Here is a 21,252-nt window from a genome sequence, read left to right as displayed (position 1 = left end):
CAACGTGTTGCTCCAGTTGAGGATCAACCTGGTGGATATTGATCCCAATCCTTTGGTTCTTGATATCGCGCGTACGCCTGCAGCCAATGTTTCTTGGTCTGTTTCCTGATCTATTGTCATGCTCCAAAGCGTTAATGTTCACATGCTGTATTCATGGCACGATGCCAACGTGGATTCGGTGTGGATGGTGTTTTTTGGTCCTGGCCCCGGCCTGGCTGGCTTGAGAAACTTGCTAAATCACCTGCTGGCACAAGCGTTGGGCGGCAGACTGCCCACAGGGCAGGAGCAAAGCCATGCAAACGTTGCCTGAGGATTCACCGGCAGCGCAGAATCTGGGAGGCGACGGTTTTCAGCAGATCCACATTGCCGGCTTCTGCTCACTGAAGGATGATGTTCTGGAGCCCGGCAACCTCACCTTGCTGATCGGCCCAAATGGTGCCGGTAAGTCGAATCTGCTTCAGGCCCTGCGGCTGATCCCGCTGCTACGCACGCGCTCTCTGCAGAGCTATGTGGCGGATCATGGTTTTGGTGCCGCCCTGTTGCATTACGGACCCAAAACAACAGAAGCGATTGAGATTGGAGTTCTGATCCGCGATCAAGGATCCAGCTATCGCTACGACGCTCGGCTGGCCTTCGCTTCTGATGACAGCCTGTATTTCCAGACTGAAAATGCTGCCTGCTTGCACCCCGATGGCTCCTGGGTCATCAGCACCCTTGGCGGTGGCCACCGTGAATCCAAGCTTCTGGAGGCAAGTCCTGAAGTCCAGACCGTAGCGGCCGTGAATCGGTGGCTGAGTCGGATGACCTTCTACCACTTTCACGACACCTCGGCTCAATCCAAGCTGCGCACCCACGCCCGTCGGGAAGATGATCGCTATCCCCGCTCTGACGGGTCAAACCTCGCCGCCTATCTCCTTCGCCTCATGGAGAGCGATCAGGACGCCGACCGCAAGGCCTGGCAGCGCATCAATCGCTACTGCCGCCACATCGCACCAGCCATCAAGGAGTTGGATCCGGTAGCTGTGAATGGCAATGTTCGCTTGGATTGGATCGATGACCGCGATCAACGTTTCGGTTGCCACCAACTCTCCGATGGCACCCTGCGGGCCCTGGCATTGATCACGGTGTTGTCGCAACCCACCGATCGCCTGCCGCGGCTGATCAGCATCGATGAACCCGAACTCGGTCTGCACCCTGCCGCCATTGGGTTGATCGCTGAGCTCTGCCGTTCGATTTCTCGACATACGCAAGTCATCCTCTCCACCCAGTCCACTGAGCTGCTCGATCACTTCACCGCCGATGAGGTGGTGGTGGTTGAGCGGGTCAATGGTGAGACCCAGCTCAACCGGCTCACCACTGAATCTCTGCAGGACTGGCTGGCTGACTACAGCCTCCGGGAGATTTTTGCCAAAGGAGTGATCGGAGGCAGGCCCTGATGAATCCAGCGCCCAAGCGCCTGATTGTTGTGGTTGAGGGGCAGACGGAAAGCAATTTTGTGAACCGCGTTCTTCGCTCTCATCTTCTGAGATCAGGCATTGCGGCAACGGCCACGATTGTTGGCAAGGCCAAGGCTGCTGATCGTGGCCGGAGTGGCCCTGGCTCTCGCGGTGGTAACCGCTATGCCGATTGGAAGCGTGACATCAGGACCTGCCTCGCCAGCACACGAAGCTCTGACTTCCAGCTCACAACGCTCTGTGATCTTTACGGCTTGCCCGATGACTTTCCTGGCTGGGAGTCTCAGCCTGGTGATCAGGACACCGCTGCGCGATGTGACCGACTGGAGCAGGCCCTCAAAGATGACATCGCTGACTGGAGGTTTACTCCCTACATCCAGCGTCATGAATTCGAGGCGCTTGTGCTTGCGGCACAGGATTGCCTTACGGATCTCTTTGATGCTGCTGATCAGCTCTCTGGCTTGGTCAGACTGCGGTCTGACATTGCTGGAATGGCACCAGAGGAGATCAACGACTCTCCAACGACGGCACCGAGCAAGCGGTTGCTTGGAAGGATTCCTGGTTATCGCAAATCGGAGGATGGGCCGGATTCCATTGAGCTCGTTGGTCTGCCCAGCGTGAGATCGCAATGCCCACGATTTGACGCCTGGCTCACCAGTCTGGAGTTGTGCGGGGTGTTTGAGTAACGCAAGGATTGCCGCCCCGAATCCCTAGGCTGGCTCCATTGCGCCCCGCCGCTGGTGACCACCACCGTTCCCCCTCTACAGGGCACCAGCCCCGACCCTGCAGCCCTGGAGCTGGCAGCCCGCCCCAACAGCCTGGGTCGCTACGGCCAGTTCGGCGGCCAGTATGTGCCTGAAACCCTGATTCCCGCGCTGGCGGAGTTGGAGCAGGCCGCGGCTGAGGCCTGGAAGGATCCTGCTTTTACCGATCGGCTCAACCACCTGCTGCGCACCTATGTGGGGCGGCCCAATCCCCTCTATGAAGCCGAGCGGCTCACGGAGCACTACCGCCGGTCCGAGGGCGGCCCGCGCATCTGGCTGAAGCGCGAAGACCTAAATCACACCGGTGCCCACAAGATCAACAACGCCCTCGGCCAGGCGCTGCTGGCCCTGCGCATGGGCAAAAAGCGGATCATTGCCGAAACCGGTGCCGGTCAGCACGGCGTGGCCACCGCCACCGTCTGTGCCCGCTTCGGCCTCGAGTGCGTGGTGTACATGGGCGCCGAGGACATGCGCCGCCAGGCTCTCAACGTGTTCCGCATGCGGCTACTGGGAGCCACGGTGCAGCCCGTCACCGCCGGCACCGCCACCCTTAAGGACGCCACCAGCGAAGCGATCCGCGACTGGGTCACCAACGTGGAGAGCACCCACTACATTCTCGGCTCGGTGGCCGGGCCCCATCCCTACCCGATGCTGGTGCGCGACTTCCACGCCGTGATCGGTGAGGAAACCAAGCGCCAGTGCCACGAGGCCTTTGGCCGCAATCCGGATGTGCTGGTGGCCTGCGTGGGCGGTGGCTCCAATGCCATGGGCCTCTTCCATCCCTTCGTGCAGGACACCTCCGTGCGGTTGATCGGTGTGGAGGCCGCCGGCGATGGCGTCGCCACCGGCCGCCATGCCGCCACGATCACCGAGGGCCGCGTTGGCGTGCTGCATGGCGCCATGAGCCTGCTGCTGCAGGACGAGGAGGGCCAGGTGCAGGAGGCCCATTCGATCAGCGCCGGCCTCGATTACCCCGGCGTGGGCCCCGAGCACAGCTACCTCAAAACCATCGGCCGGGCCGAATACGGCGCCGTCACCGACACCGAGGCGCTGGACGCCCTGCAGCTTCTGTGTCGCCTGGAGGGCATCATCCCGGCCCTGGAAACTGCCCACGCCTTTGCCTGGCTGGAGAAGCTCTGCCCCACCCTGGCCCCCGGCACCGAGCTGGTGCTCAACCTCTCAGGTCGCGGCGACAAGGACGTGAACACCGTGGCCGAGAAGCTCGGCGACAAGATGGGCGGCTGATCCCAGCCGGCTCTGGCTTCAGTCCAATACCGGGAAGTCGAAACGATTGCCGAAAAGCGAACCCAGCACCTGCAACGGGTTGGGGTGCTCCTCGAGCCCCTGCTGGTGTCTTGATGGGGCAGCCACCAGCACGGCGGTTTTCATAGTCAGTTCCCGTTGCTCCAGATTTATCAAGGCGGCCAGCACCTCGATGCAGGCTGGATCAGATAATTGAGCTTCCCAATCAATAATTTTGGCCTGAAGTTTGAATTCGTTTTACCGGCTTTGACTGTGGAAATAATCGGAGCCCCAATTGATTGCCAAGAGCTCAGTTAGCGCAAAAGCCTCTCCAGTGCCTGGGCCACCGAGCCCACGGCGGCTCGGGCCGTGGCGTAGGCCATGCGCATTGGCCCCACCAGGGCCACCTGGCCCACGCCGCCGTCGCCGCTGCGGTAGTTGGCCTGCACCACGGCGCACTGGTGCAGGGCCCGGTGGGGATGCTCGGCGCCGATCCAAATGCCCGGCTGGGGTAGGAGTTGTTGGGGCGCATCCTCCACTAGCTCCACTAAGGGACGCAGGCTGAGGGTCTGGCTGAATTCGGGCTGGGCAAGCAGGCCAGCGAGGCCCATGGCTACAGCGCCCTCGCCTTCTAGTTGCCGCGACTGACCATGGCTAGTCAGGGCTTGGCGCAGCACGGCGCCGCTGCTGGTCAGGTGGGAGGGCAGGGCGGCCCAGTCGATGCTGCCGCCCTCCAGCTGGGCTGCGACCCAGCGCTCCAGGGACGCCAGTTCCGCTAATGCAAGGCAGGGCAGCCGCAAGTTGAGGCTGCTGGCACTGGCGCCCCCCTCCACCAGAAACACCAGCAGGCGTTCACCACTGGCAACTAGTCGTAGGGCCTGCAGCTGGGACTGCTGCCGTTGGGGCCTGGTGATTAGGCTGAGCAGGCCTGTGAGGTCTGCCAAGCGCCGGCTCAGATGTAGCAGCAGATCGTCGAGGGCTGCCCACTGCAGGCTGAGTCCGGTGAGTTCGCGCTCCAGCTGCAGGGCGGCCGCGCCTGGCGCGGGCAGCAACTGATCAACGTAGGTACGGTAGCCCTGCTGGCTGGGGATTCGGCCAGCGGAGGGGTGGGGCTGGGTGAGCAGGCCACGCTGCTCCAGGGCCCCCATGGCTGAACGCACCGTCGCCGGGCTGGCCTGCAGGCCAAAACGGCGCACCAGGGTCTGGCTGCCCACCGGCTCCATCGTGTCGACGTAGTGGCGCACGGCGAGTTGCAGTACTTCCTGCTGCCGGGCGGGCAAGGGCCTGGGGGAGGCTGACTGCAAGCGGGCGCCGCAGGAGTAAAGGGATCGTACGCAGCCCAGCGGGTGTCAGTAGCGGGGTACGGCCGGATCCACCTCCACACTCCAGGCATCGATGCCCCCTTGCAGGTTCCAGACGGCAGCAAAGCCGTGTTCCTGCATCAGCCAGCAGCCCAGCTGCCAGCTGCGTATGCCGGCGTGGCACAGCACGGCTACGGGGCGGTCGCGGTCGAGCAGCTGGTTGAGCTGGCCAATCCACTCGTTAGATCGGCCTAGGGGCAGATGCACCACGGCATGGGGCAGGCGGGCCATTTCCAGTTCGGCGTCTTCGCGCACGTCCACCAGCTGGATCGCCTCGCCCCGCTCCAGCCGCTCTTGCAGGTCGCGGGCCCTGATTGGCTGCGGTGTCGTCTCGATAGGTGCCATGGCGGGCAGACGGGGTGGCTTGGGGTCAAGATGGACCCATCCTGCGTGGGGCGCATGAAGGCCCGCCCGTTTTTGGCGGTCGTGCTGGCGGTGGCATTGCTGTTGCTGAGCCTGGCGGCGGGTGGCTGGTGGCTGGTGCTGCAGCGCTCCCCCCTGCAGCTGCAGCATCAGCAGCTGGTGTCGCCCCGGGCGGCCCGCTTTGTGCCCCGCCAAGCCGCCCTGAGCCTCTATTTGCTCAGCGATGGCGAGCAGCCGGTGGGCTACGCCCGGGCGGTGGCTCCCCCCCGCCAGCGGCGCCAGGCGGCTGAGGCGGTAGCCGGCCTTAGGGATGGCGCTTTCGCCGCCGCCGGCCTCGACTATCCCGGTGAGCTGGCCCCCTGGTTGGGGTCTGAACTTGGCTTTGCCCTACTGGCCTCCGAGCCCGGGGCGGCGCCCGATGGCTGGTTGCTGGCCCTGCGCAGCCGCGACGCTGACGGCGCCCGCCGCTTCCTGCAGCGCTTCTGGCAGACCCGCAGTCTGGCGGGCACCGACCTGCAGATCAGCAGCTACCGCGGTATGGGCTTGATCAGTGGCCGTGGTGCCCTGGTGGGCACAAGCCCGGTGCCGATCGCTACGGCGCTGATCGACGACGACCTGGTGTTGATCGCGTCGGGCCGGGGGGTGCTGGAGCAGGCCCTCGATGTCTCCCAGATTGATGAGCTCAACCAGGCGGCCAGCCCCCGCTTTAAGCAGGCGGTGCAGCGCCTTGACCAGGGGGCGCTGCTGCTCACAGCCCGGCCAGAAACCCTGGGGCCCTGGTTGGGCTTGCCGGGTGAGTTCACGGCGCCTGGGGTGGTGCAGGAGCTGGTGGCCAGCCTGCGCCCCCACAACCGCTCCTTGGAGCTGGATGCCCTGCTGCAGTTCGCTGCAGATGCCGCAGTGCCGGCTCCCTCGGCTGATGCCACTGGGGAAATTGACCCCACAGGAGCAGCTTTATTAGCTGCCCTGCAGGGGCCCTCAGAGAGCTTGGTCCTGATCCAGCGCCCCGCCGCTTGGCCGGCCTACTGGCAGCCCCTGCTGGCGGCAGTGCTGCAGGCCGAGCCGGGATCTTTCCCGTCCCTGGTGGCTGCCGCCGCCGATGGCCCCCTGCTGCGCAGTGAGGCAAGTGAGGGCTGGCTGCTCGGCACTGGCGCCGACCAACCGCAGCCGGAGGCCCTCGCTGGGGTGCTGGCCGCAGAGGGATTGATCGCCGCGCCGCTGCCGGTGGAAGGGGATCCCAATCTGCGGGTCTGGACCAGGCTGGAGGCTGGCCAGGCTGGACGCCGATTCGCCCGCGGCGATGCCAACCAGCTTCAGGCCAGCCTGGAGGGCGCCCGCTCCAGCAAGGGCCGCCTGGCCTGGTGGGGCCAGACCCTGGCGGTGCTGCAGGAGCAGCGTGACTCCCGCAAGCCGCCCCGGATGCGGCTGGAGCAGCTCGCCGGCCTCGATCTACCCCAGGCTCCCCTGCAGTGGGCTATGGCGGCGGGCCGGGCAAAGCCCTTGCTGCAGCGCTGGAGCACCTGGCAGCTGTTGTCGGCCCTGGCCGGCCAGCCCCTGGCCCCGGCCGTGCAGAACTTGAGCTTGGGCTGGGAAGCGCAGCCTGAGGCCAGCCTGCACCTCAAGGCACGCCTTGAGTTCGGGTGACGGCTATGGCAAAACCTGAACCAATTGAGCGCAAACCGGCTGAGCGTGAACTGCTGCTCTGGCGCCATGGCATCGCCGAAGGTCGCCACCCTGATCGCCCTGATCAGGAGCGGGCCCTTACGGCTGAAGGCCGTCAGCGCACTGAGGCGGTGGCGGCGGAGTTGTGCCGCTTGCAGCTCCACTGTGATCGCCTGCTGAGCAGCCCCCTGCGGCGGGCGCTGCAGACCGCTGAAATTGGTGTGGCGGCTGGTCTGGCGCCGGCGCTGGAGTTGGAGGATCGTCTGGCGCCGGGCGGTGAGCCGCGGCCGCTGCTGCAGGCGGGCCCTTGGCGGCGCCTTGGCCTGGTGGGCCATGAGCCAGACCTGGGCGAGCTGGTTTCGAGCCTGCTGGGGGTTCCTGCGGGCGCAATTTCAGTGCGCAAGGCCGGCATCGTGCTGCTGCGCCTGGGCCCAACTGGCGCCAGCTTGGAGGCCCTAATTGGCCCACGGTTGCTGCGGCTACGGCGGGATGGCTAGCGGCAGCCGTAAGTTCGCCTTATTGAGTGCGGTGGAGAAGCTTGGTGGAAACAGGAGCGGCGACCCCAGCCCCATTTCGGCCGGGTTTGGAAGGAGTGCCGGCTACCCAGTCGTCGATCTGCGACATCGATGGCCAGCGGGGGGTACTCACCTATCGCGGCTACCCCGTAGACCAGCTGGCATCCAGCAGCTCCTTTCTGGAGACGGCCTACCTGCTGATCTGGGGCGAGCTACCCACCGCTGAGCAGCTGCAGGAGTTTGAGCAGGAGGTGCAGATGCACCGCCGGGTCAGCTTCCGCATTCGAGACATGATGAAGTGCTTCCCCTCCGGGGGACATCCGATGGATGCGCTGCAGAGCAGCGCCGCCTCCTTGGGCCTGTTTTATTCCCGTCGAGCCCTCGACAATCCCGAATACATCGTTTCGGCGGTGGTGCGGCTGATCGCCAAAATCCCCACGATGGTGGCTGCCTTCCAGCTGATCAGGAAGGGTCAAGATCCGATCCAGCCCCGCGACGACCTGGCCTACGGCGCCAATTTTCTCTACATGCTGACGGAGCGGGAGCCCGATCCGCTGGCGGCCCGCATCTTTGACGCTTGTCTGATCCTGCACGCCGAGCACAGCCTCAACGCCAGCACCTTCAGCGCCCGGGTGACGGCCAGCACCCTCACCGACCCCTATGCCGTGGTGGCATCAGCGGTTGGCACCCTGGCGGGCCCCCTGCACGGCGGCGCCAATGAAGATGTGCTGGAGATGCTCGGCCAGATCGGCAGCCCAGACCAGGTAGCGCCCTGGCTGGATCGGGCGATTGCCGGCAAGCAAAAAATCATGGGTTTTGGCCACCGGGAATACAAGGTCAAGGACCCCCGGGCTGTGATCCTGCAGCGCCTGGCGGAGCAGCTCTTCGACCAGTTCGGTCACGATCCGATGTATGACCTAGCCCGCAAGCTGGAGGAGGTGGCGGCAGAGCGCCTGGGGCCTAAGGGAATTTTCCCCAACGTCGACTTCTATTCCGGCCTGGTGTATCGCAAGCTCGGCATCCCTGAAGACCTCTTCACGCCGATTTTTGCTATCGCCCGCACCGCCGGCTGGCTGGCCCACTGGAAGGAGCAGCTGGGGGCTAATCGCATCTACCGACCCTCCCAGATTTATACCGGTCAGCCCGCCCGTGACTGGCAGCCCGTGGGGGCCCGCTAAGTTGCCCCCATCTGAGCTGCCGCCATGCTGACCACCACGGCTCCGGGCCTGGATCTAGAGGCCAGTTTCGAGCAGGCCCTTCAGGGCATTGGCCTGAGTCCTGCCGCCGCCCACCTGTTGTGGCTGCCCCTGCCCATGGTGCTGGTGCTGGTGGCGGCCGTGGTGGGCGTGCTGGTCAACGTTTGGCTGGAGCGCAAGATCTCAGCAGCGGTGCAGCAGCGCATTGGCCCTGAATACGCCGGCGCTTTAGGGGTGCTGCAGCCGATGGCCGATGGCCTCAAGCTGGTGTTCAAGGAAGACATTATTCCGGCCCGGGCTGATGGCCTGCTGTTCACCCTCGGCCCAGTGCTGGTGCTGATTCCGGTGATTCTCAGCTGGTTGGTGGTGCCCTTCGGTCAGCACTTGCTGATCAGCAACGTTGGCATCGGCATCTTTCTCTGGATCTCCCTGAGCAGCATCCAGCCAATCGGCCTGCTGATGAGCGGCTACGCCTCCAACAACAAGTATTCGCTGCTGGGCGGTCTGCGGGCGGCGGCCCAGTCGATCAGCTACGAGATCCCCCTAGCCCTGGCTGTGCTGGCGGTCGTGATGATGAGCAACTCCCTCAGCACCGTTGACATCGTCAACCAGCAGAACGGCGCTGGCATTCTCAGCTGGAATATCTGGCGACAGCCGGTGGGCTTCGTGATCTTCTGGATCTGCGCCCTGGCCGAATGTGAGCGCCTGCCCTTCGACCTGCCAGAGGCTGAGGAGGAGTTGGTGGCTGGCTACCAAACCGAGTATTCAGGCATGAAGTTTGCCCTGTTTTATCTGGGTAGCTACATCAACCTGGTGCTGTCGGCCCTGCTGGTGTCGGTGCTTTACCTAGGCGGCTGGGGTTTCCCCATCCCCGTGGAGTGGCTAGCCAGCTGGCTGCACCAGCCGATCGATGCTCCCTTGGTGCAGCTGATTACCGGTTCTGTAGGCATCGTCATGACGGTGCTCAAGGCCTACCTGCTGGTGTTTCTGGCAATCCTGCTGCGCTGGACTACTCCCCGGGTGCGCATCGACCAGCTGCTCGATCTGGGCTGGAAGTTTTTGCTGCCGATTGCCCTGGTCAACCTGCTGATCACAGCGGCTCTCAAGTTGGCCTTCCCGGCTGTGTTCGGCGGCTGACCGCGCCTCAACACCAGATTTCCTCAGACCAGCCATCATGGGCTGAGCCCATTCCGACCGCCCCTCCCTCCCAGAGCTATCTCCATGTTCGGGTTCCTCAAAAAAGTCGGTGATTACACCCGCGATGCGGTGGGTGCGGCCAACTACCTGACCCAGGGTTTGGCTGTGACCTTTGATCATTTGCGGCGCCGGCCGATCACCGTTCAGTACCCCTACGAGAAGCTGATCCCATCGGAGCGCTACCGAGGCCGCATCCACTATGAGTTCGACAAGTGCATCGCTTGCGAAGTCTGCGTGCGGGTGTGTCCGATCAATCTGCCAGTGGTGGATTGGGTGATGAACAAGGCCACCAAGAAAAAGGAGCTGCGCAACTACTCGATTGATTTTGGGGTGTGCATTTTCTGTGGAAACTGTGTCGAGTATTGCCCCACCAACTGTCTGTCGATGACCGAGGAATACGAGTTGGCGACTTTTGATCGCCATAGCCTCAACTTCGACAACATTGCCCTTGGCCGCCTGCCCACCAGTGTGACCAGCGATCCGGCGGTAGTTCCTCTGCGCGAGTTGGTCTACCTGCCTAAGGGAGTGCTCGATCCTCACGATGTGCTGGATACGGCCCCGCGTGTTGGCAAACTGCCCGAGCAGGTGCTCGAATCCCTGCCTAGCGGAGACGCATCATGACTATCGCCTCCATTACCCAGCTGATCTGCTTTGTGGCTCTCTCAGCCACCTTGGTGCTGGGATCCCTAGGGGTGGTGCTGCTTCCCAACATTGTTTATTCGGCTTTTCTGCTGTGTGGCGTATTTCTGTCGGTGGCGGGCCTCTACCTGCTGCTTAATGCCAGTTTCGTAGCAGCGGCCCAGGTGCTCGTTTACGTGGGCGCTGTCAATGTGCTGATCCTGTTCGCGATCATGCTCGTTAATAAGAAGGAAAACCTGGCGGCTATCCCGGGGCTTGGTCTACGGCGTCTGCTTTCTGGTGCTGTCTGCGGTGGCTTGTTTTTGCTGTTGATCCGGGTGGCTTTCACCACTCCTTGGGCCCTGCCTGGCCCCGAGCCTGTTGGCGAGGAGGCCACGATCCGCATTGGCGAGCACCTATTCAGTGACTACCTCCTGCCCTTTGAGCTGGCCTCGGTGCTGCTGCTGATGTCGATGATCGGCGCCATCGTGCTGGCCCGACGCGATGTGCTCAGCAGCGATGTGATCACCGGTGAAGCCGTCGACCAAGGCTTGATTGAGAAGGAGCGCACCCCCCTCTTGCTAGAAAACTCCCCTCGCTAGCGGTCTTTCCTGGCCTGAAGGGCCTTCCTTCCACCTGTTCAGCCCCCCTGCAGCATCCTTGCCACCGTTATGGAGATCACCATCCCCAGCACCATTCCTCTGCAGGCCTACTTGGCTCTGGCGGCTGTGTTGTTTTGCACAGGAGTCTGGGGATTGATTAACAGCCGCAATGCGGTGCGGGTGTTGATGAGCATTGAGCTGATGCTTAATGCCGTCAACATCAACCTGATGGCTTTCTCCAGCTATCTCGATGGCCAGCTGATCCGCGGCCAGGTGTTTGCCATCTTCGTGATCACGGTGGCCGCGGCTGAGGCGGCCGTTGGTCTGGCGATCCTGCTCTCCCTTTACCGCAACCGCGAAACGGTCGATATGGAGCGCTTCAACCTGCTGCGCTGGTAGCCGGTCCTTTAGCGATGCGGCTTGAGAGGGTTTGGCTGATTTCAAGATCTGGCAGCCAGGCGGCTCATCGCCAGGCCAAGCGCTGCGCCGAAGATCTGACGGCCCAGGGGGTTCATGTGGTGTTGGCCTCCAGTGGCCTAGCCCGTAATCCCTTTCCCGGCTTACTGGCCACCGAAGCCGAGCTCCCCGATCTAGCCCTGGTGTTGGGAGGCGATGGCACTGTGCTCGGTGCGGCCCGCCATCTGGCTTCCCTCGATGTGCCGATCCTCAGTTTCAACGTGGGCGGCCACCTCGGCTTTCTCACCCACGATCGTCGCCTGCTGCGGCTTAGCGCCGACGCCCTCAAGAGCGAGGAGGAAAGTCTTTGGGATCGCCTGCGCCAAGATCGCTTTGCCTTGGAGCGTCGGATGATGCTTCAGGCCCATATCGACCGGGGCGACGGCGTAGATGGCTCAGAAATCGCCCATCTGGCCCTAAATGACTTCTATTTCCGTCCCTGCCTCGATGAGGTGTCACCCACCTGCTTGCTGGAACTTGAGATTGATGGTGAGGTGGTGGATCAATACCGTGGAGATGGCTTGATCATCGCTACTCCCACTGGCTCCACGGGCTATGCCATGGCCGCCGGTGGGCCGATCCTGCACCCGGGCATCGAAGCGATCGTGGTTAATCCGATCTGTCCGATGAGCCTCTCAAGCCGGGCGGTGGTGGTGCCGCCAAGAGCTCAGCTTTCGGTGTGGCCCCTGGGCGAAACCAGCCGCCGGGTGAAGCTCTGGAAAGATGGCGCCCACGCCACCGTGTTGGAGCCAGGCGATCGGGCCGTAGTGCAGCGCAGCCCCCACCCGGCCCTGCAGGTGTTGCTGGAGCAAAGTCCGTCGTATTACCGCACCCTTACCCACAAACTTCACTGGGCTGGCAGCCTCACCGCCATCGAGCCCTCCCACAACTGAACCCCAGCTGCCCCCGCACGCAATCGACCCATGGCTCTGGAAATCGAACGCCGCTTTCTGGTTCAGGGGCTGGCCTGGCGCCGCCATATCCGCTGGCAGGTGCAGCTGCAGCAGGGCTACCTAGTGGCGAATACCGATGATGGCTTCACCGTGCGGGTACGCCTTGCCACCGGCGACGAGGCCGTTGCCGGTGCCTGGCTCACCATCAAGGCCCGCGCCGAGCAAGGCCTTGAGGCCCTGGGCCACCTGCCGGAGGGGTTGGTGCGCCAAGAATTCGAATACGCTATTCCCGAGGCGGATGCTGTCGCCCTGCTAGCACTAGCGCCCCAGTGGCTCAGCAAAGTTCGCTACGGCCTCGATTTTCCCGGTGGGGAGTGGGTGCTCGATGTCTTTGAGGGAGCGAATGCTCCGCTGGTGCTGGCTGAGGTGGAGCTGGAGCAGCAGAGCTTGGAGCAGGGTCTGGCTCTCGAGCCACCGCCCTGGTGCGGGCGTGAACTAACTGGGCGCCATGAGCTGAGTAACGCGGCCCTAGCCCGCCGGCCCCTAGCCATCTGGCCAGAAGCGGAGCGCTTGGCTTTATTTCAGTCTGAAGTTAATTGAGTTTACCGGGCTCGATCGAGCAGCAGTTGAAGCCGTCGCGGCAGATCTTGCCGTTGTCCATGGCCCAATTCAGCAGGGCTACCCGGTTCTTGGCGCCGGTCTTGGTGAAGATGTTGCTTACGTGGTTGTCTACGGTGCGTTTGCTGATGGTCAAAGATTTGGCGATCTCTTGATTGGTGAGGCCCTTTGCCACTAGCTCGATGATTTCAATTTCCCGCTCCGACAGCTCATGGCGCACCTGGTGCAGGGAGCTTCCCGTGGCGTGATCGGTATCCATGGACCCAATCCTCAGGCTTAACCGCACTCTAAGCAGGGTGCTGGTTCATGATGGCTTGAATTAGCAAGATTCGTTTGTTGCTTCAACGGGCCTTGGCCAGCGGGCAGCCAGCTCTCACCGCAGAGGTGATGCCGCCCAGGGGTGGAGACCCCTCGCGCTCCTTGTCGGCGGCTAGGGCCCTTCGGGGCTGGGTCCACGCCGTTAACGTTACCGATGGCAGCCGGGCTGTGATGCGGATGAGCAGTCTGGCCCTTTGCCGCCTGCTGCTCGATGCCGGGATTGAGCCGGTTCTGCAGCTTGCTTGCCGCGACCGTAACCGCATTGCCCTTCAGGCCGAATTGCTCGGTGCCCATGCCCTGGGGGTGCGCAACCTGCTCTGCCTCACCGGCGATCCTGTGCGAGCAGGCGACCAGCCCGGCGCTCGTCCGGTGAATGAGCTGGAGGCGGTGCGGTTGCTGCAGCAGGTGCAGCAGTTCAATGGGGGCCAGGATCCGGTGCAAGGTGAGCTGCCCGATGGACCCACCGACCTATTTGCTGGTGCAGCCGCCGATCCTCAGTCAGCTAGTTGGAGTGGTCTCAAGAGCCGGCTCACCCGTAAGAAGCAGGCAGGTGCCCGCTTCGTGCAAACCCAGATGGTGATGGATAGCGAAGCACTCAAGCGCTTTGTCGGTGAGCTCGCCGCACCACTTGATCTGCCCGTGCTGGCGGGCGTGTTTCTGCTCAAGTCGGCCCGCAACGCTGCCTTCATCAACCGGATGGTGCCGGGCGCCAACATTCCTCAGGCCGTGATCGACCGCCTGGCTGCCGCGGCAGATCCGGCTGCCGAGGGGGTGGCTATAGCTGCGGAACAGGTGGCTGTCTATCTCAAGATCGCCCAGGGGGTGCATTTGATGGCGATCAAGGCGGAGGAGCGAATCCCGGCGATCCTCAATCAGGCCGGACTAGCCCCCCTGGCGCCGGGCTAGTTGCCGTTGCTTAGGGCCAGGTCTGAGCCAAGCAATTCGGCCATCGCCTTTTGCTGCGGCGATGGCGAAACCACATCTTGACGACGCACGTCGTTGATCAGCCAGTCGAGGGCAGCTTCTTGAAGATCGAGGTGGTCGCCATTGCGGTCCACGCAGTAGCGGCCAAATACCAGCTTCTCAACTAGGCGAACTCCTGGTCCGATGCGGGAGTAGTCAAAGATGATCGAATTGTCAATCGTAGCCCCTTCACAAATATGGCAGTTTGGCCCAATCATCGCCGGGCCAATGATCGTGGCGCCATTTTCAATGCGACTCATTCCACCCACATAAATGGGGCCAGTGATATTGATCTGATCCCAGTCGGCGGCAACGTTGAGGCCGGTAAATATACCTGGCCTCACTTCCTTGCCAGGGATTTGCACTTGTCGCAACTGACCCTGCAGCACGCTCCGAATCGCCTGCCAATAATCCGGCACCTTGCCGATATCAACCCATTCAAATTCCATAGGCAGAGCGTAAAATTCTGCACCGGCTTCCACGAGCTTGGGGAAGAGGTCGGAGCCGATATCGAAGGGCTGGTCACTCGGCACAAAATCGAGCACTTCGGGCTCGAAGATATAAATGCCAGTATTAATCATATTGCTGGCGGCCTCATCAACCGCCGGCTTTTCTTGGAAGGAGCGCACTCGGCCGTCCTCGTCGGTGACGACCACGCCATAACTACTTACCTGATCCTTGGGCACCCGCATGGTGATCAGGCTGGCCATGGCGCCCTTGGCTTTGTGGCGGCGCACCGCCTCGGTCAGATCAAGATCGATCAGGGCGTCACCACAAAGCACTACAAAGGTGTCGTCGAAGAAGCGCTGGAAATTTTGGATCTTCTTCAGGCCTCCAGCCGATCCCAGGGCGTCGCCGATCAGCTCACCATCTTCGATGCGGCCTTCGAAGCTGTAGGCGATTTCAACGCCGAAACGCTGGCCATCGCGGAAGTAGTTTTCGATCTCCTCAGCTAGGTGGGAGACGTTCACCATGATTTCGGTGAAACCGTGCTCTCGCAGCAGCTCTAGCAGAAACTCCATCACGGGTTTCTGCAAGATGGGAATCATCGGCTTGGGAATCGTGTGCGTAATGGGCCGCACCCGTGTTCCCTTGCCAGCAGCCAGGATCATCGCCTTCATGGTGGCCAGCTTAGACGGATCGCTTAAGCCGCCAGCTCCTGGTGCGCCGCTCCAAGGGGTGGCACTAAAGGCAGCTGATGGGTTTCTCCAGAGCTAATTAGGCGTCGCAGTTGCAGAGGGCCAAACAGCCCACCCTGCTGGTCTAGTTCCACTTTGCCCTGGTGGCAGAGAAAGAGGAGTGCCCAGAACACTCCTACCCGATCGCGGTCGAGCTCGGCGTCTGCGCCCTTAGCTGCCACGTTGGCATCCCAATCATGCACAAGCTCGTTGAAACATGCCCAGCTGTGGGCGGGCTCCCAGCTGAGTAGAAACCGGCTGAGCGCAGCGGTGGTTTCGGGCAACTTTTCGCGGTGGGCCAGGGCCGCCACTTGTTCGATCGCTGCTCGTTCGCTGTAGCGCTTGGGGCGGTGGCGTGGCCGAATGCGTCCCTCGTCCGCATCGAGCCGTTCGGCGATGTCTTCCAGCTGGCGGATCAATTCCCCCAGGGTCACTGGCCGCTGCAGGGGCGGCGGCGCTACTGGCCGGCGCCAGAGGTGCCGTTCTGGCCGCCGCGGTAGCGCCAGGGCGGGATCTACCAGCCAGCCCTGGCCATCGGCATCGAAATCAAAGCCGATGTCGTCTTGGTCGAGCGGCTCCGGCGGAAAGGTGGCAGCTTCCAGCACCTCGGCTTTGAGGCTTACCAACACCGAGGCCGCCAGAAAGGCCTCACTGGTTTCGGCCAAATCCTGCTCGTAGCTGCCGCCCCGGCTCGGTGCGCTTGACGCCACCAAACGGGGCACCTGTATGCGTTGGCGCAGCTGGTCTAGGAAACCGTCCACTACTGCAATCACGTCTACGTCCCAGGGATCGAGATCGCCACGCTCCGCCGCGTCTTGGAGCAGACGTATGGCAAGTCTCGCGCCTCCTTCAGCCAATCGTGCTCCGCGGCCTCCGGTTATGGGTCAGCCGCACGCTACCGGTGTTGGCCGTGCCGCACCAGCACCCCTGCCAAAGCACCAGTGGTGGGGCCAGCCCACCGACACGGTTTCTGCTGCAACGTTGGGGGGGCTGCGGCGGCGGATCAGACCGGCAGGGCTGGCGCCGAAAGCAGCGGTTGGCGAATCAGATCGCCCGGCGGCGGCTGAATCACCTTGGCCAGGGCGGTGGTCTCCCTTTGCACCAGAGCTTCGATCGAGGCCCGGTAGGTGTCGGTCATCACCCGGGGATAGAGGCCGATGCCCACGATCGGCACCAGAAGGCAGCTGATCACGTAGATCTCGCGCGGCTCCGCATCCACCAGGTGGGTGTGGGAGGCCAGTTCGACGTTTTCCTTGCCGAAGAAGATCTCCCGCAGCATCGAAAGCAGGTACACCGGGGTGAGGATCACGCCCACTGCCGCTAGAGCCGCCATCACGATGCGGAAGCTGAGTGAATAGGCCTCGCTGGTCACGAAGCCCGTGAACACCATCAGCTCAGACACGAAGCCGCTCATGCCTGGTAGGGCAAGGGAGGCCAGGGAGCAGATGGTCCACAGGGCAAACATCTTGCGCATCTTCTGGCCAACCCCGCCCATGTCGTCGAGCTGCAGGGTGTGGGTGCGGTCGTAGGTGGCGCCCACCAGGAAGAACAGGCTGGCGCCGATCAGGCCGTGGCTGATCATTTGCAGCATGGCGCCGCTGGTGCCCAGGGCACTGAAGCTGCCGATGCCGATCAGCACGAAGCCCATGTGGCTGATCGAGCTGTAGGCGATCTTGCGCTTGAGGTTGCGCTGGGCAAACGAGGTGAGGGCGGCGTAGATGATGTTCACCACCCCCAACACCACCAGCAGCGGCGCAAATTGGGCATGCCCCTCTGGCAGCAGCTGCACGTTGAAGCGCAGCAGGGCGTAGCCGCCCATCTTCAGCAAGATGCCGGCCAGCAGCATGTGCACCGGAGCCGTGGCCTCGCCGTGGGCATCGGGCAGCCAGGTGTGCAGGGGCACGATCGGCAGCTTCACCCCAAAGGCGATCAGCAGGCCTGCGTAGGCGAATAGCTGGAACTTCGTTGAGAAGTCCTTGGCCATCAGGTCCGTGTATTCAAAGCTGGGGGCGCCACCGCCGTAGAAGGCCATCGCCAGGCCCACCACCAAAATGAACAGGGAGCTACCGGCTGTGTAGAGGATGAATTTGGTGGCGGCGTACTGACGCTTTTTGCCGCCCCAGATGGCCAGCAGCAGATACACCGGCAGCAGCTCCAGCTCCCAGGCCAGGAAGAACAGCAGCATGTCCTGCACGGCGAACACGGCGATCTGGCCGCCATCCATGGCCAGCAGCAGGAAATAAAAGAGCTTGGGCTTGAAGGTCACCGGCCAGGCCGCCAGAGCCGCCAGGGAGGTGATGAAGCTGGTGAGCAGGATCAGGGGCATCGAGATGCCGTCTGCCCCCACCGACCAGGCCAACCCCAGGCTGGGGAGCCACTGCACCCGCTCCACCAGCTGCAGACCTTCGACCGCCGGGTCATAGCCATTGAGGTATGCCCCCACGGTGATCAAGAAGGTGATCAGGGTGATGCCAAGGGCATACCAGCGAATCCGCTTGCCGTCGCCGGCATCGGGAATGAAAGGAATTACCAGGGCCGCGGCGATCGGGAACAGGATCGACGCGCTCAACCAGGGGAAGGGCACGAACCAGACCTCACCGTTTAATCGGAGTGTAGAAATTCAGTTGGGCCCGGCACTCTGCTGATGGGGGATGTCACACAGAGTTGTGGCTCACGCCCTGCCCTTGGCTGATCCCCAGGCACGCGCTACGCGCTTACGCCTGGGGATCAGCCAAGGGCAGGGCGCAGGCGCTGTGGTGGGGCGGTGTAGGCGCTGGTGCGGCAGGGCATGCCAGCGCGGGGTGAGGCTTGCTGGACTGAGCGGCCGAGGCCGTGTTGCCCGCGTAGCGGGCGTAACGGCCGAACCGCTCAGCCCAGCGAGCCGAACAGAACAACTAGGGCGATGACGCCGCCGAACACGATCAGGGCATAGAACTGGGCCCGGCCGGTTTCGAAGTATTTGAGCCCCTCGCCACTGCCCAGGGTCACCAGGCCGGTGAGGTTGACAACTCCGTCGACAACCTTGGAATCCACCTCCAGCACTTGGCGGGCCAGTTTGCGGCTGCCCTGCACGAACAACTTGTCGTTGATCGCATCTAAGTACCACTTATTGGCGAGGAAAGCGTTGAGTGCAGGGAAACGGGCGGCCACTGCCTTGCCCAGATCGATTTTGTGCAGGGCGTAGGCCAGCACGGCCAGAGTTATGCCGGCGATCGAGATGCCCACTGAGGCTCCAGCCAGGGGCAGGAATTCACTCCAACTGAAGTGTTCGGCCACCTCGGCCGCCTCCTTGGGGTCGAGCAGGTTGCCAAAGCGGCTGTTCCAGGGGGTGCCCAGCAGGCCCACCAGCACAGAGGGCACGGCCAGCACGGCCAGGGGCATGGCCATCTGCCAGCCGGATTCGTGTGGATGGCTGGCGTGGCCATGGTCGTCGCCGTGGTTGTCGCCCTGGTCATCAACGGATTTGCAGGCTGCAGCCAGTAGCTGGGCACGCATGGCCTGATCATTGCCGCGAAACTCTCCCTCGAAGGTGAGGAAGTAGAGGCGGAACATGTAGAAGGCGGTCATGCCGGCGGTGATGAAGCCAGCCACCCAGAGCACGGGGAATGAACCAAACGCCACGCCGAGGATCTCGTCCTTGCTCCAGAAGCCAGCCAGTGGAGGAATGCCAGCGATGGCGACACAGCCGATCAGGAAGGTGGTGCTAGTGATTGGCATGTGTTTGCGCAGCCCGCCCATTAAGCGCATGTCTTGGGCAAGCACCGGTTCGTGGCCCACCACCTCTTCCATGGCGTGGATCACCGAGCCCGAGCCCAGGAACAACATCGCCTTGAAGAAGGCGTGGGTGACGAGGTGGAACATGCCGGCCACAGGAGCGCCGCAGCCCATGGCCAGCATCATGTAACCCAGCTGGGAAACGGTGCTGTATGCCAGACCCTTCTTGAGATCCATCTGGGTGAGGGCAATTGAGGCCCCCAGTACCAGGGTGATGGTTCCCACCACGGCGATCGTGGCCTGCACCGCCGGGAAGGGTTCGTAAACGGGTTGTAACCGGGCCACTAGGAATACACCGGCAGCCACCATGGTGGCTGCATGGATAAGGGCGGAAATGGGGGTAGGACCCTCCATGGCATCCGGCAGCCAGACGTGCAGGGGGAACTGGGCTGATTTGGCCATCGGTCCCATGAAAACCAGCAGGCAAAGCAGGATCGCTGCCGCATTGGGGAGACTGCCCCCGGCTACGGCTTCTTGCAGTCGGCTGCCGATCTCCTCGAAGCCGAAGCTGCCGGTGGCCCAGAACAGCCCCAGAATGCCCAGCAGCAGGCCAAAGTCGCCCACCCGGTTCACCACAAAGGCTTTCTGGGCAGCATTGGCGGCGCCATCGCGGTCGTACCAGAAGCCCACAAGTAGGTAGGAGCACATGCCCACCAGCTCCCAGAACACATATATTTCCAGCAGGTTGGGGCTGATCACCAGGCCCAGCATTGAGCTGCTGAACAGGGCCAGATAGGTGAAAAAGCGCACATAGCCCTTGTCGTGGGCCATGTAGCCATCGGAATAAACCATCACCAGCACGGCGATGGTGGTCACCAGGGCCAGCATCACGGCGCCGAGGGCATCCACCCGGAAACCCATCTGCAGGTTGAAAGTGCCAGCGCTGGCCCAGTTGAACAGCACTTCGGTGGGGCCGGCCCCCGCCAGTTGCTGGGCCAATACGGCGTAGCTCAGCACTGCAGCCGCTCCCACGCAGCTGATCAGAAACCAGGCCACGGGTTTGCGCAGCCTGTTGACGGTGAGGTTGAAGCTGATCAGCCCCAGGCCGGTAATACAAGCCCCGAACAGGGGCAACACCGGAATCAACCAGGCGAGTTCGGCGGCTGACGGCATGCGCTGCAGGCTGGTTGGCGCAAGTGTAGGCAGCTAAACAGGTGCATATCCAGGCCTGTGCGCGCTCGCCCATGCGCGCGTAGTTCCGCTTCTGGCGATATTCAGCCCAGTAGGTGGGCCAGGCCCGTACGCGCGAAGCTGGTAGAGCCGAGGCCGATGAAGCGATGGGCCCACCAAAACACCCCTACGGCAATGGCAATGCCTAGCTGGGCTGGCCGTAGAAATTCACTGGGCACCAGCTGCTGTCGACCAGCCAAAATCGCCCGAAAGGGAAGGATCGAGGTGCTGGCCCGCAGCTCCTCAAAGGCGCTACCAAAGCGCTTGGCCAGGCGCCGGTCGCCGTTCCAGACGGCAAAGAGATGGTGGGCGATAAGGCCAGCGCAGGTAGCCACCATGAAGCTGCTGCCGATCCAGAGCAGGTGGGTGGCGCACCAGAGGATCTGGCCCACCGCCTGGGGATGGCGGCTGATGCGGATAATTCCGGTGGCATAAAGCCGTACCTGGGGCTTGAGCACCGCTGGAATTTCCAGCAGGTTGTAGGTGGCTGGATAAAGAAATAGAAAGCTGATGGCGGTGCCGGCCCACACCACCGGCACGATCCAGGGCTGGTCTTGGAGATTCCAGAGGCGCACCCCGTCGTAGCGATGGGCCAGGAAATAGCCGATCACCACCACGGCTGAGGGGATGCTCACCGCGGCAAACAGCAGCCGCCAGGCCCGCTCGCCGATTTTTGCGGCGCCCCACACCCGCAGCGAGGCTCCGCCGCTATGAACCACGGCGAAAACCAGCAACAGGGCGAGCATCACCCAGCTGCTGTGGTGCGAAGAGCTGGGGGGCACGGGCCGGATGGGGAGTTGTGAAGCTATTGATTCTCGCTGCCAGGCTTCCCCCCCCCCAGTTTCAGGAAAGTTGTCACCCCTCTGATCAGTACATCCGGGGGCTTGAGGACATGACTAATGCGTCGA

The 21,252-nt window shown here is 62.8% G+C and carries 22 protein-coding genes; 13 read left to right on the top strand and 9 right to left on the bottom strand.

Annotated elements, in window-relative coordinates:
- The first annotated feature begins 293 nt into the window (after positions 1-293).
- From AC01FP_RS11955 to trpB, 3 genes are read left to right on the top strand one after another with little or no spacing between them, the layout of a single operon-like run.
- Positions 294-1,436 carry an AAA family ATPase gene (locus tag AC01FP_RS11955; RefSeq protein ID WP_474480469.1) on the top strand — a complete coding sequence of 381 codons (1,143 nt, stop codon included), beginning with the start codon at positions 294-296 and terminating at the stop codon, positions 1,434-1,436.
- The gene (locus AC01FP_RS11950) at positions 1,436-2,140 is read left to right on the top strand and encodes a DUF4276 family protein (protein WP_474480468.1); all 705 of its coding nucleotides are present in this window, start codon (positions 1,436-1,438) and stop codon (positions 2,138-2,140) included. The genes AC01FP_RS11955 and AC01FP_RS11950 overlap by 1 nt, the downstream gene beginning before the upstream one ends.
- A 54-nt stretch (positions 2,141-2,194) precedes the next feature.
- The gene (gene trpB / locus AC01FP_RS11945) at positions 2,195-3,463 is read left to right on the top strand and encodes a tryptophan synthase subunit beta (RefSeq protein ID WP_474480467.1); all 1,269 of its coding nucleotides are present in this window, start codon (positions 2,195-2,197) and stop codon (positions 3,461-3,463) included.
- A gap of 18 nt (positions 3,464-3,481) precedes the next feature.
- On the opposite strand, the gene AC01FP_RS11940 is transcribed toward trpB, so the two are convergent.
- From AC01FP_RS11940 to AC01FP_RS11930, 3 genes are all read right to left on the bottom strand, one after another.
- Positions 3,482-3,649, bottom strand: coding sequence for a hypothetical protein (locus AC01FP_RS11940; protein ID WP_474480465.1), 168 nt, complete (start codon positions 3,647-3,649; stop codon positions 3,482-3,484).
- A 125-nt stretch (positions 3,650-3,774) separates the two neighbouring features.
- Positions 3,775-4,683: an HrcA family transcriptional regulator gene (locus AC01FP_RS11935; protein ID WP_474480471.1), complete on the bottom strand. Its 909-nt coding sequence runs from the start codon at positions 4,681-4,683 to the stop codon at positions 3,775-3,777.
- A gap of 126 nt (positions 4,684-4,809) precedes the next feature.
- On the bottom strand, positions 4,810-5,166 hold the full coding sequence (locus AC01FP_RS11930) for a rhodanese-like domain-containing protein (RefSeq protein ID WP_474480463.1): 357 nt from the start codon (positions 5,164-5,166) through the stop codon (positions 4,810-4,812).
- 54 nt (positions 5,167-5,220) lie between these two features.
- Here AC01FP_RS11930 and AC01FP_RS11925 point away from each other — a divergent pair, with 54 nt between their 5' ends.
- The 9 genes from AC01FP_RS11925 (at position 5,221) to AC01FP_RS11885 (ending at position 12,923) form a co-directional block, all read left to right on the top strand.
- A complete protein-coding gene (locus AC01FP_RS11925) occupies positions 5,221-6,828 on the top strand; it encodes a DUF3352 domain-containing protein (RefSeq protein ID WP_474480462.1) in 1,608 nt (535 codons plus the stop codon).
- Positions 6,829-6,833: 5 nt separating this feature from the next.
- Positions 6,834-7,343, top strand: a complete 510-nt coding sequence (locus tag AC01FP_RS11920) for a SixA phosphatase family protein (protein WP_474480460.1) — start codon at positions 6,834-6,836, stop codon at positions 7,341-7,343.
- Between the two features lie 26 nt (positions 7,344-7,369).
- Entirely contained in the window at positions 7,370-8,539 is a 1,170-nt protein-coding gene (locus AC01FP_RS11915; protein WP_474480458.1) for a citrate synthase, read from the top strand.
- Positions 8,540-8,563: 24 nt separating this feature from the next.
- Positions 8,564-9,694, top strand: coding sequence for an NADH-quinone oxidoreductase subunit NuoH (gene nuoH / locus AC01FP_RS11910; RefSeq protein WP_474480457.1), 1,131 nt, complete (start codon positions 8,564-8,566; stop codon positions 9,692-9,694).
- Positions 9,695-9,778: 84 nt separating this feature from the next.
- The gene (ndhI, locus tag AC01FP_RS11905) at positions 9,779-10,375 is read left to right on the top strand and encodes an NAD(P)H-quinone oxidoreductase subunit I (protein WP_474480455.1); all 597 of its coding nucleotides are present in this window, start codon (positions 9,779-9,781) and stop codon (positions 10,373-10,375) included.
- Complete coding sequence (locus AC01FP_RS11900) at positions 10,372-10,974, top strand: NADH-quinone oxidoreductase subunit J (protein WP_474480453.1); 603 nt, start codon at positions 10,372-10,374, stop codon at positions 10,972-10,974. The genes ndhI and AC01FP_RS11900 overlap by 4 nt, the downstream gene beginning before the upstream one ends.
- A gap of 69 nt (positions 10,975-11,043) precedes the next feature.
- Complete coding sequence (nuoK, locus tag AC01FP_RS11895) at positions 11,044-11,373, top strand: NADH-quinone oxidoreductase subunit NuoK (protein ID WP_474480451.1); 330 nt, start codon at positions 11,044-11,046, stop codon at positions 11,371-11,373.
- Positions 11,374-11,387: 14 nt separating this feature from the next.
- Positions 11,388-12,323 (top strand): NAD(+) kinase, encoded by a 936-nt coding sequence (locus tag AC01FP_RS11890; protein ID WP_474480449.1) that lies wholly within the window; start codon positions 11,388-11,390, stop codon positions 12,321-12,323.
- Positions 12,324-12,353: 30 nt separating this feature from the next.
- Positions 12,354-12,923: a CYTH domain-containing protein gene (locus tag AC01FP_RS11885; RefSeq protein WP_474480447.1), complete on the top strand. Its 570-nt coding sequence runs from the start codon at positions 12,354-12,356 to the stop codon at positions 12,921-12,923.
- Here the strand turns inward: AC01FP_RS11885 and pedR are convergent.
- Positions 12,916-13,200 (bottom strand): photosynthetic electron transport-dependent transcriptional regulator PedR, encoded by a 285-nt coding sequence (gene pedR / locus AC01FP_RS11880; RefSeq protein ID WP_474480446.1) that lies wholly within the window; start codon positions 13,198-13,200, stop codon positions 12,916-12,918. The genes AC01FP_RS11885 and pedR overlap by 8 nt on opposite strands.
- Before the next feature lie 74 nt (positions 13,201-13,274).
- On the opposite strand from pedR, the gene AC01FP_RS11875 reads away from it, so the two are divergent.
- The gene (locus tag AC01FP_RS11875; RefSeq protein WP_474480445.1) at positions 13,275-14,165 is read left to right on the top strand and encodes a methylenetetrahydrofolate reductase; all 891 of its coding nucleotides are present in this window, start codon (positions 13,275-13,277) and stop codon (positions 14,163-14,165) included.
- On the opposite strand, the gene AC01FP_RS11870 is transcribed toward AC01FP_RS11875, so the two are convergent.
- From AC01FP_RS11870 to AC01FP_RS11850, 5 genes are all read right to left on the bottom strand, one after another.
- The gene (locus tag AC01FP_RS11870) at positions 14,162-15,343 is read right to left on the bottom strand and encodes a sugar phosphate nucleotidyltransferase (RefSeq protein WP_474480443.1); all 1,182 of its coding nucleotides are present in this window, start codon (positions 15,341-15,343) and stop codon (positions 14,162-14,164) included. The genes AC01FP_RS11875 and AC01FP_RS11870 overlap by 4 nt on opposite strands.
- A gap of 23 nt (positions 15,344-15,366) precedes the next feature.
- Positions 15,367-16,257 (bottom strand): segregation/condensation protein A, encoded by an 891-nt coding sequence (locus AC01FP_RS11865; RefSeq protein WP_474480441.1) that lies wholly within the window; start codon positions 16,255-16,257, stop codon positions 15,367-15,369.
- A 146-nt stretch (positions 16,258-16,403) separates the two neighbouring features.
- Positions 16,404-17,984 (bottom strand): NAD(P)H-quinone oxidoreductase subunit 4, encoded by a 1,581-nt coding sequence (locus AC01FP_RS11860; protein WP_474480440.1) that lies wholly within the window; start codon positions 17,982-17,984, stop codon positions 16,404-16,406.
- 284 nt (positions 17,985-18,268) lie between these two features.
- A complete protein-coding gene (locus AC01FP_RS11855) occupies positions 18,269-20,287 on the bottom strand; it encodes an NAD(P)H-quinone oxidoreductase subunit 5 (RefSeq protein ID WP_474480438.1) in 2,019 nt (672 codons plus the stop codon).
- Between the two features lie 101 nt (positions 20,288-20,388).
- Positions 20,389-21,090, bottom strand: coding sequence for an NnrU family protein (locus AC01FP_RS11850; protein ID WP_474480470.1), 702 nt, complete (start codon positions 21,088-21,090; stop codon positions 20,389-20,391).
- Between the last annotated feature and the right edge of the window lie 162 nt (positions 21,091-21,252).

This window comes from Cyanobium sp. NIVA-CYA 375 (assembly GCF_056108345.1).
Note: the sequence above shows the minus strand (reverse complement) of the source record. Positions and strands in the feature narration are given on the sequence as shown.

Bases quoted from the DNA above. Each gene is read 5' to 3' on its own strand.
- AC01FP_RS11935 (WP_474480471.1), bottom strand. From the start codon at position 4,683: ATGGAGCCGGTGGGCAGCCAGACCCTGGTGCGCCGTTTTGGCCTGCAG.
- AC01FP_RS11900 (WP_474480453.1), top strand. From the start codon at position 10,372: ATGACTATCGCCTCCATTACCCAGCTGATCTGCTTTGTGGCTCTCTCA.
- pedR (WP_474480446.1), bottom strand. From the start codon at position 13,200: ATGGATACCGATCACGCCACGGGAAGCTCCCTGCACCAGGTGCGCCAT.
- AC01FP_RS11885 (WP_474480447.1), top strand. From the start codon at position 12,354: ATGGCTCTGGAAATCGAACGCCGCTTTCTGGTTCAGGGGCTGGCCTGG.
- AC01FP_RS11890 (WP_474480449.1), top strand. From the start codon at position 11,388: ATGCGGCTTGAGAGGGTTTGGCTGATTTCAAGATCTGGCAGCCAGGCG.
- AC01FP_RS11920 (WP_474480460.1), top strand. From the start codon at position 6,834: ATGGCAAAACCTGAACCAATTGAGCGCAAACCGGCTGAGCGTGAACTG.
- AC01FP_RS11950 (WP_474480468.1), top strand. From the start codon at position 1,436: ATGAATCCAGCGCCCAAGCGCCTGATTGTTGTGGTTGAGGGGCAGACG.
- AC01FP_RS11850 (WP_474480470.1), bottom strand. From the start codon at position 21,090: ATGCTCGCCCTGTTGCTGGTTTTCGCCGTGGTTCATAGCGGCGGAGCC.
- AC01FP_RS11870 (WP_474480443.1), bottom strand. From the start codon at position 15,343: ATGAAGGCGATGATCCTGGCTGCTGGCAAGGGAACACGGGTGCGGCCC.
- AC01FP_RS11925 (WP_474480462.1), top strand. From the start codon at position 5,221: ATGAAGGCCCGCCCGTTTTTGGCGGTCGTGCTGGCGGTGGCATTGCTG.
- AC01FP_RS11855 (WP_474480438.1), bottom strand. From the start codon at position 20,287: ATGCCGTCAGCCGCCGAACTCGCCTGGTTGATTCCGGTGTTGCCCCTG.
- nuoK (WP_474480451.1), top strand. From the start codon at position 11,044: ATGGAGATCACCATCCCCAGCACCATTCCTCTGCAGGCCTACTTGGCT.
- AC01FP_RS11955 (WP_474480469.1), top strand. From the start codon at position 294: ATGCAAACGTTGCCTGAGGATTCACCGGCAGCGCAGAATCTGGGAGGC.
- AC01FP_RS11930 (WP_474480463.1), bottom strand. From the start codon at position 5,166: ATGGCACCTATCGAGACGACACCGCAGCCAATCAGGGCCCGCGACCTG.
- nuoH (WP_474480457.1), top strand. From the start codon at position 8,564: ATGCTGACCACCACGGCTCCGGGCCTGGATCTAGAGGCCAGTTTCGAG.
- ndhI (WP_474480455.1), top strand. From the start codon at position 9,779: ATGTTCGGGTTCCTCAAAAAAGTCGGTGATTACACCCGCGATGCGGTG.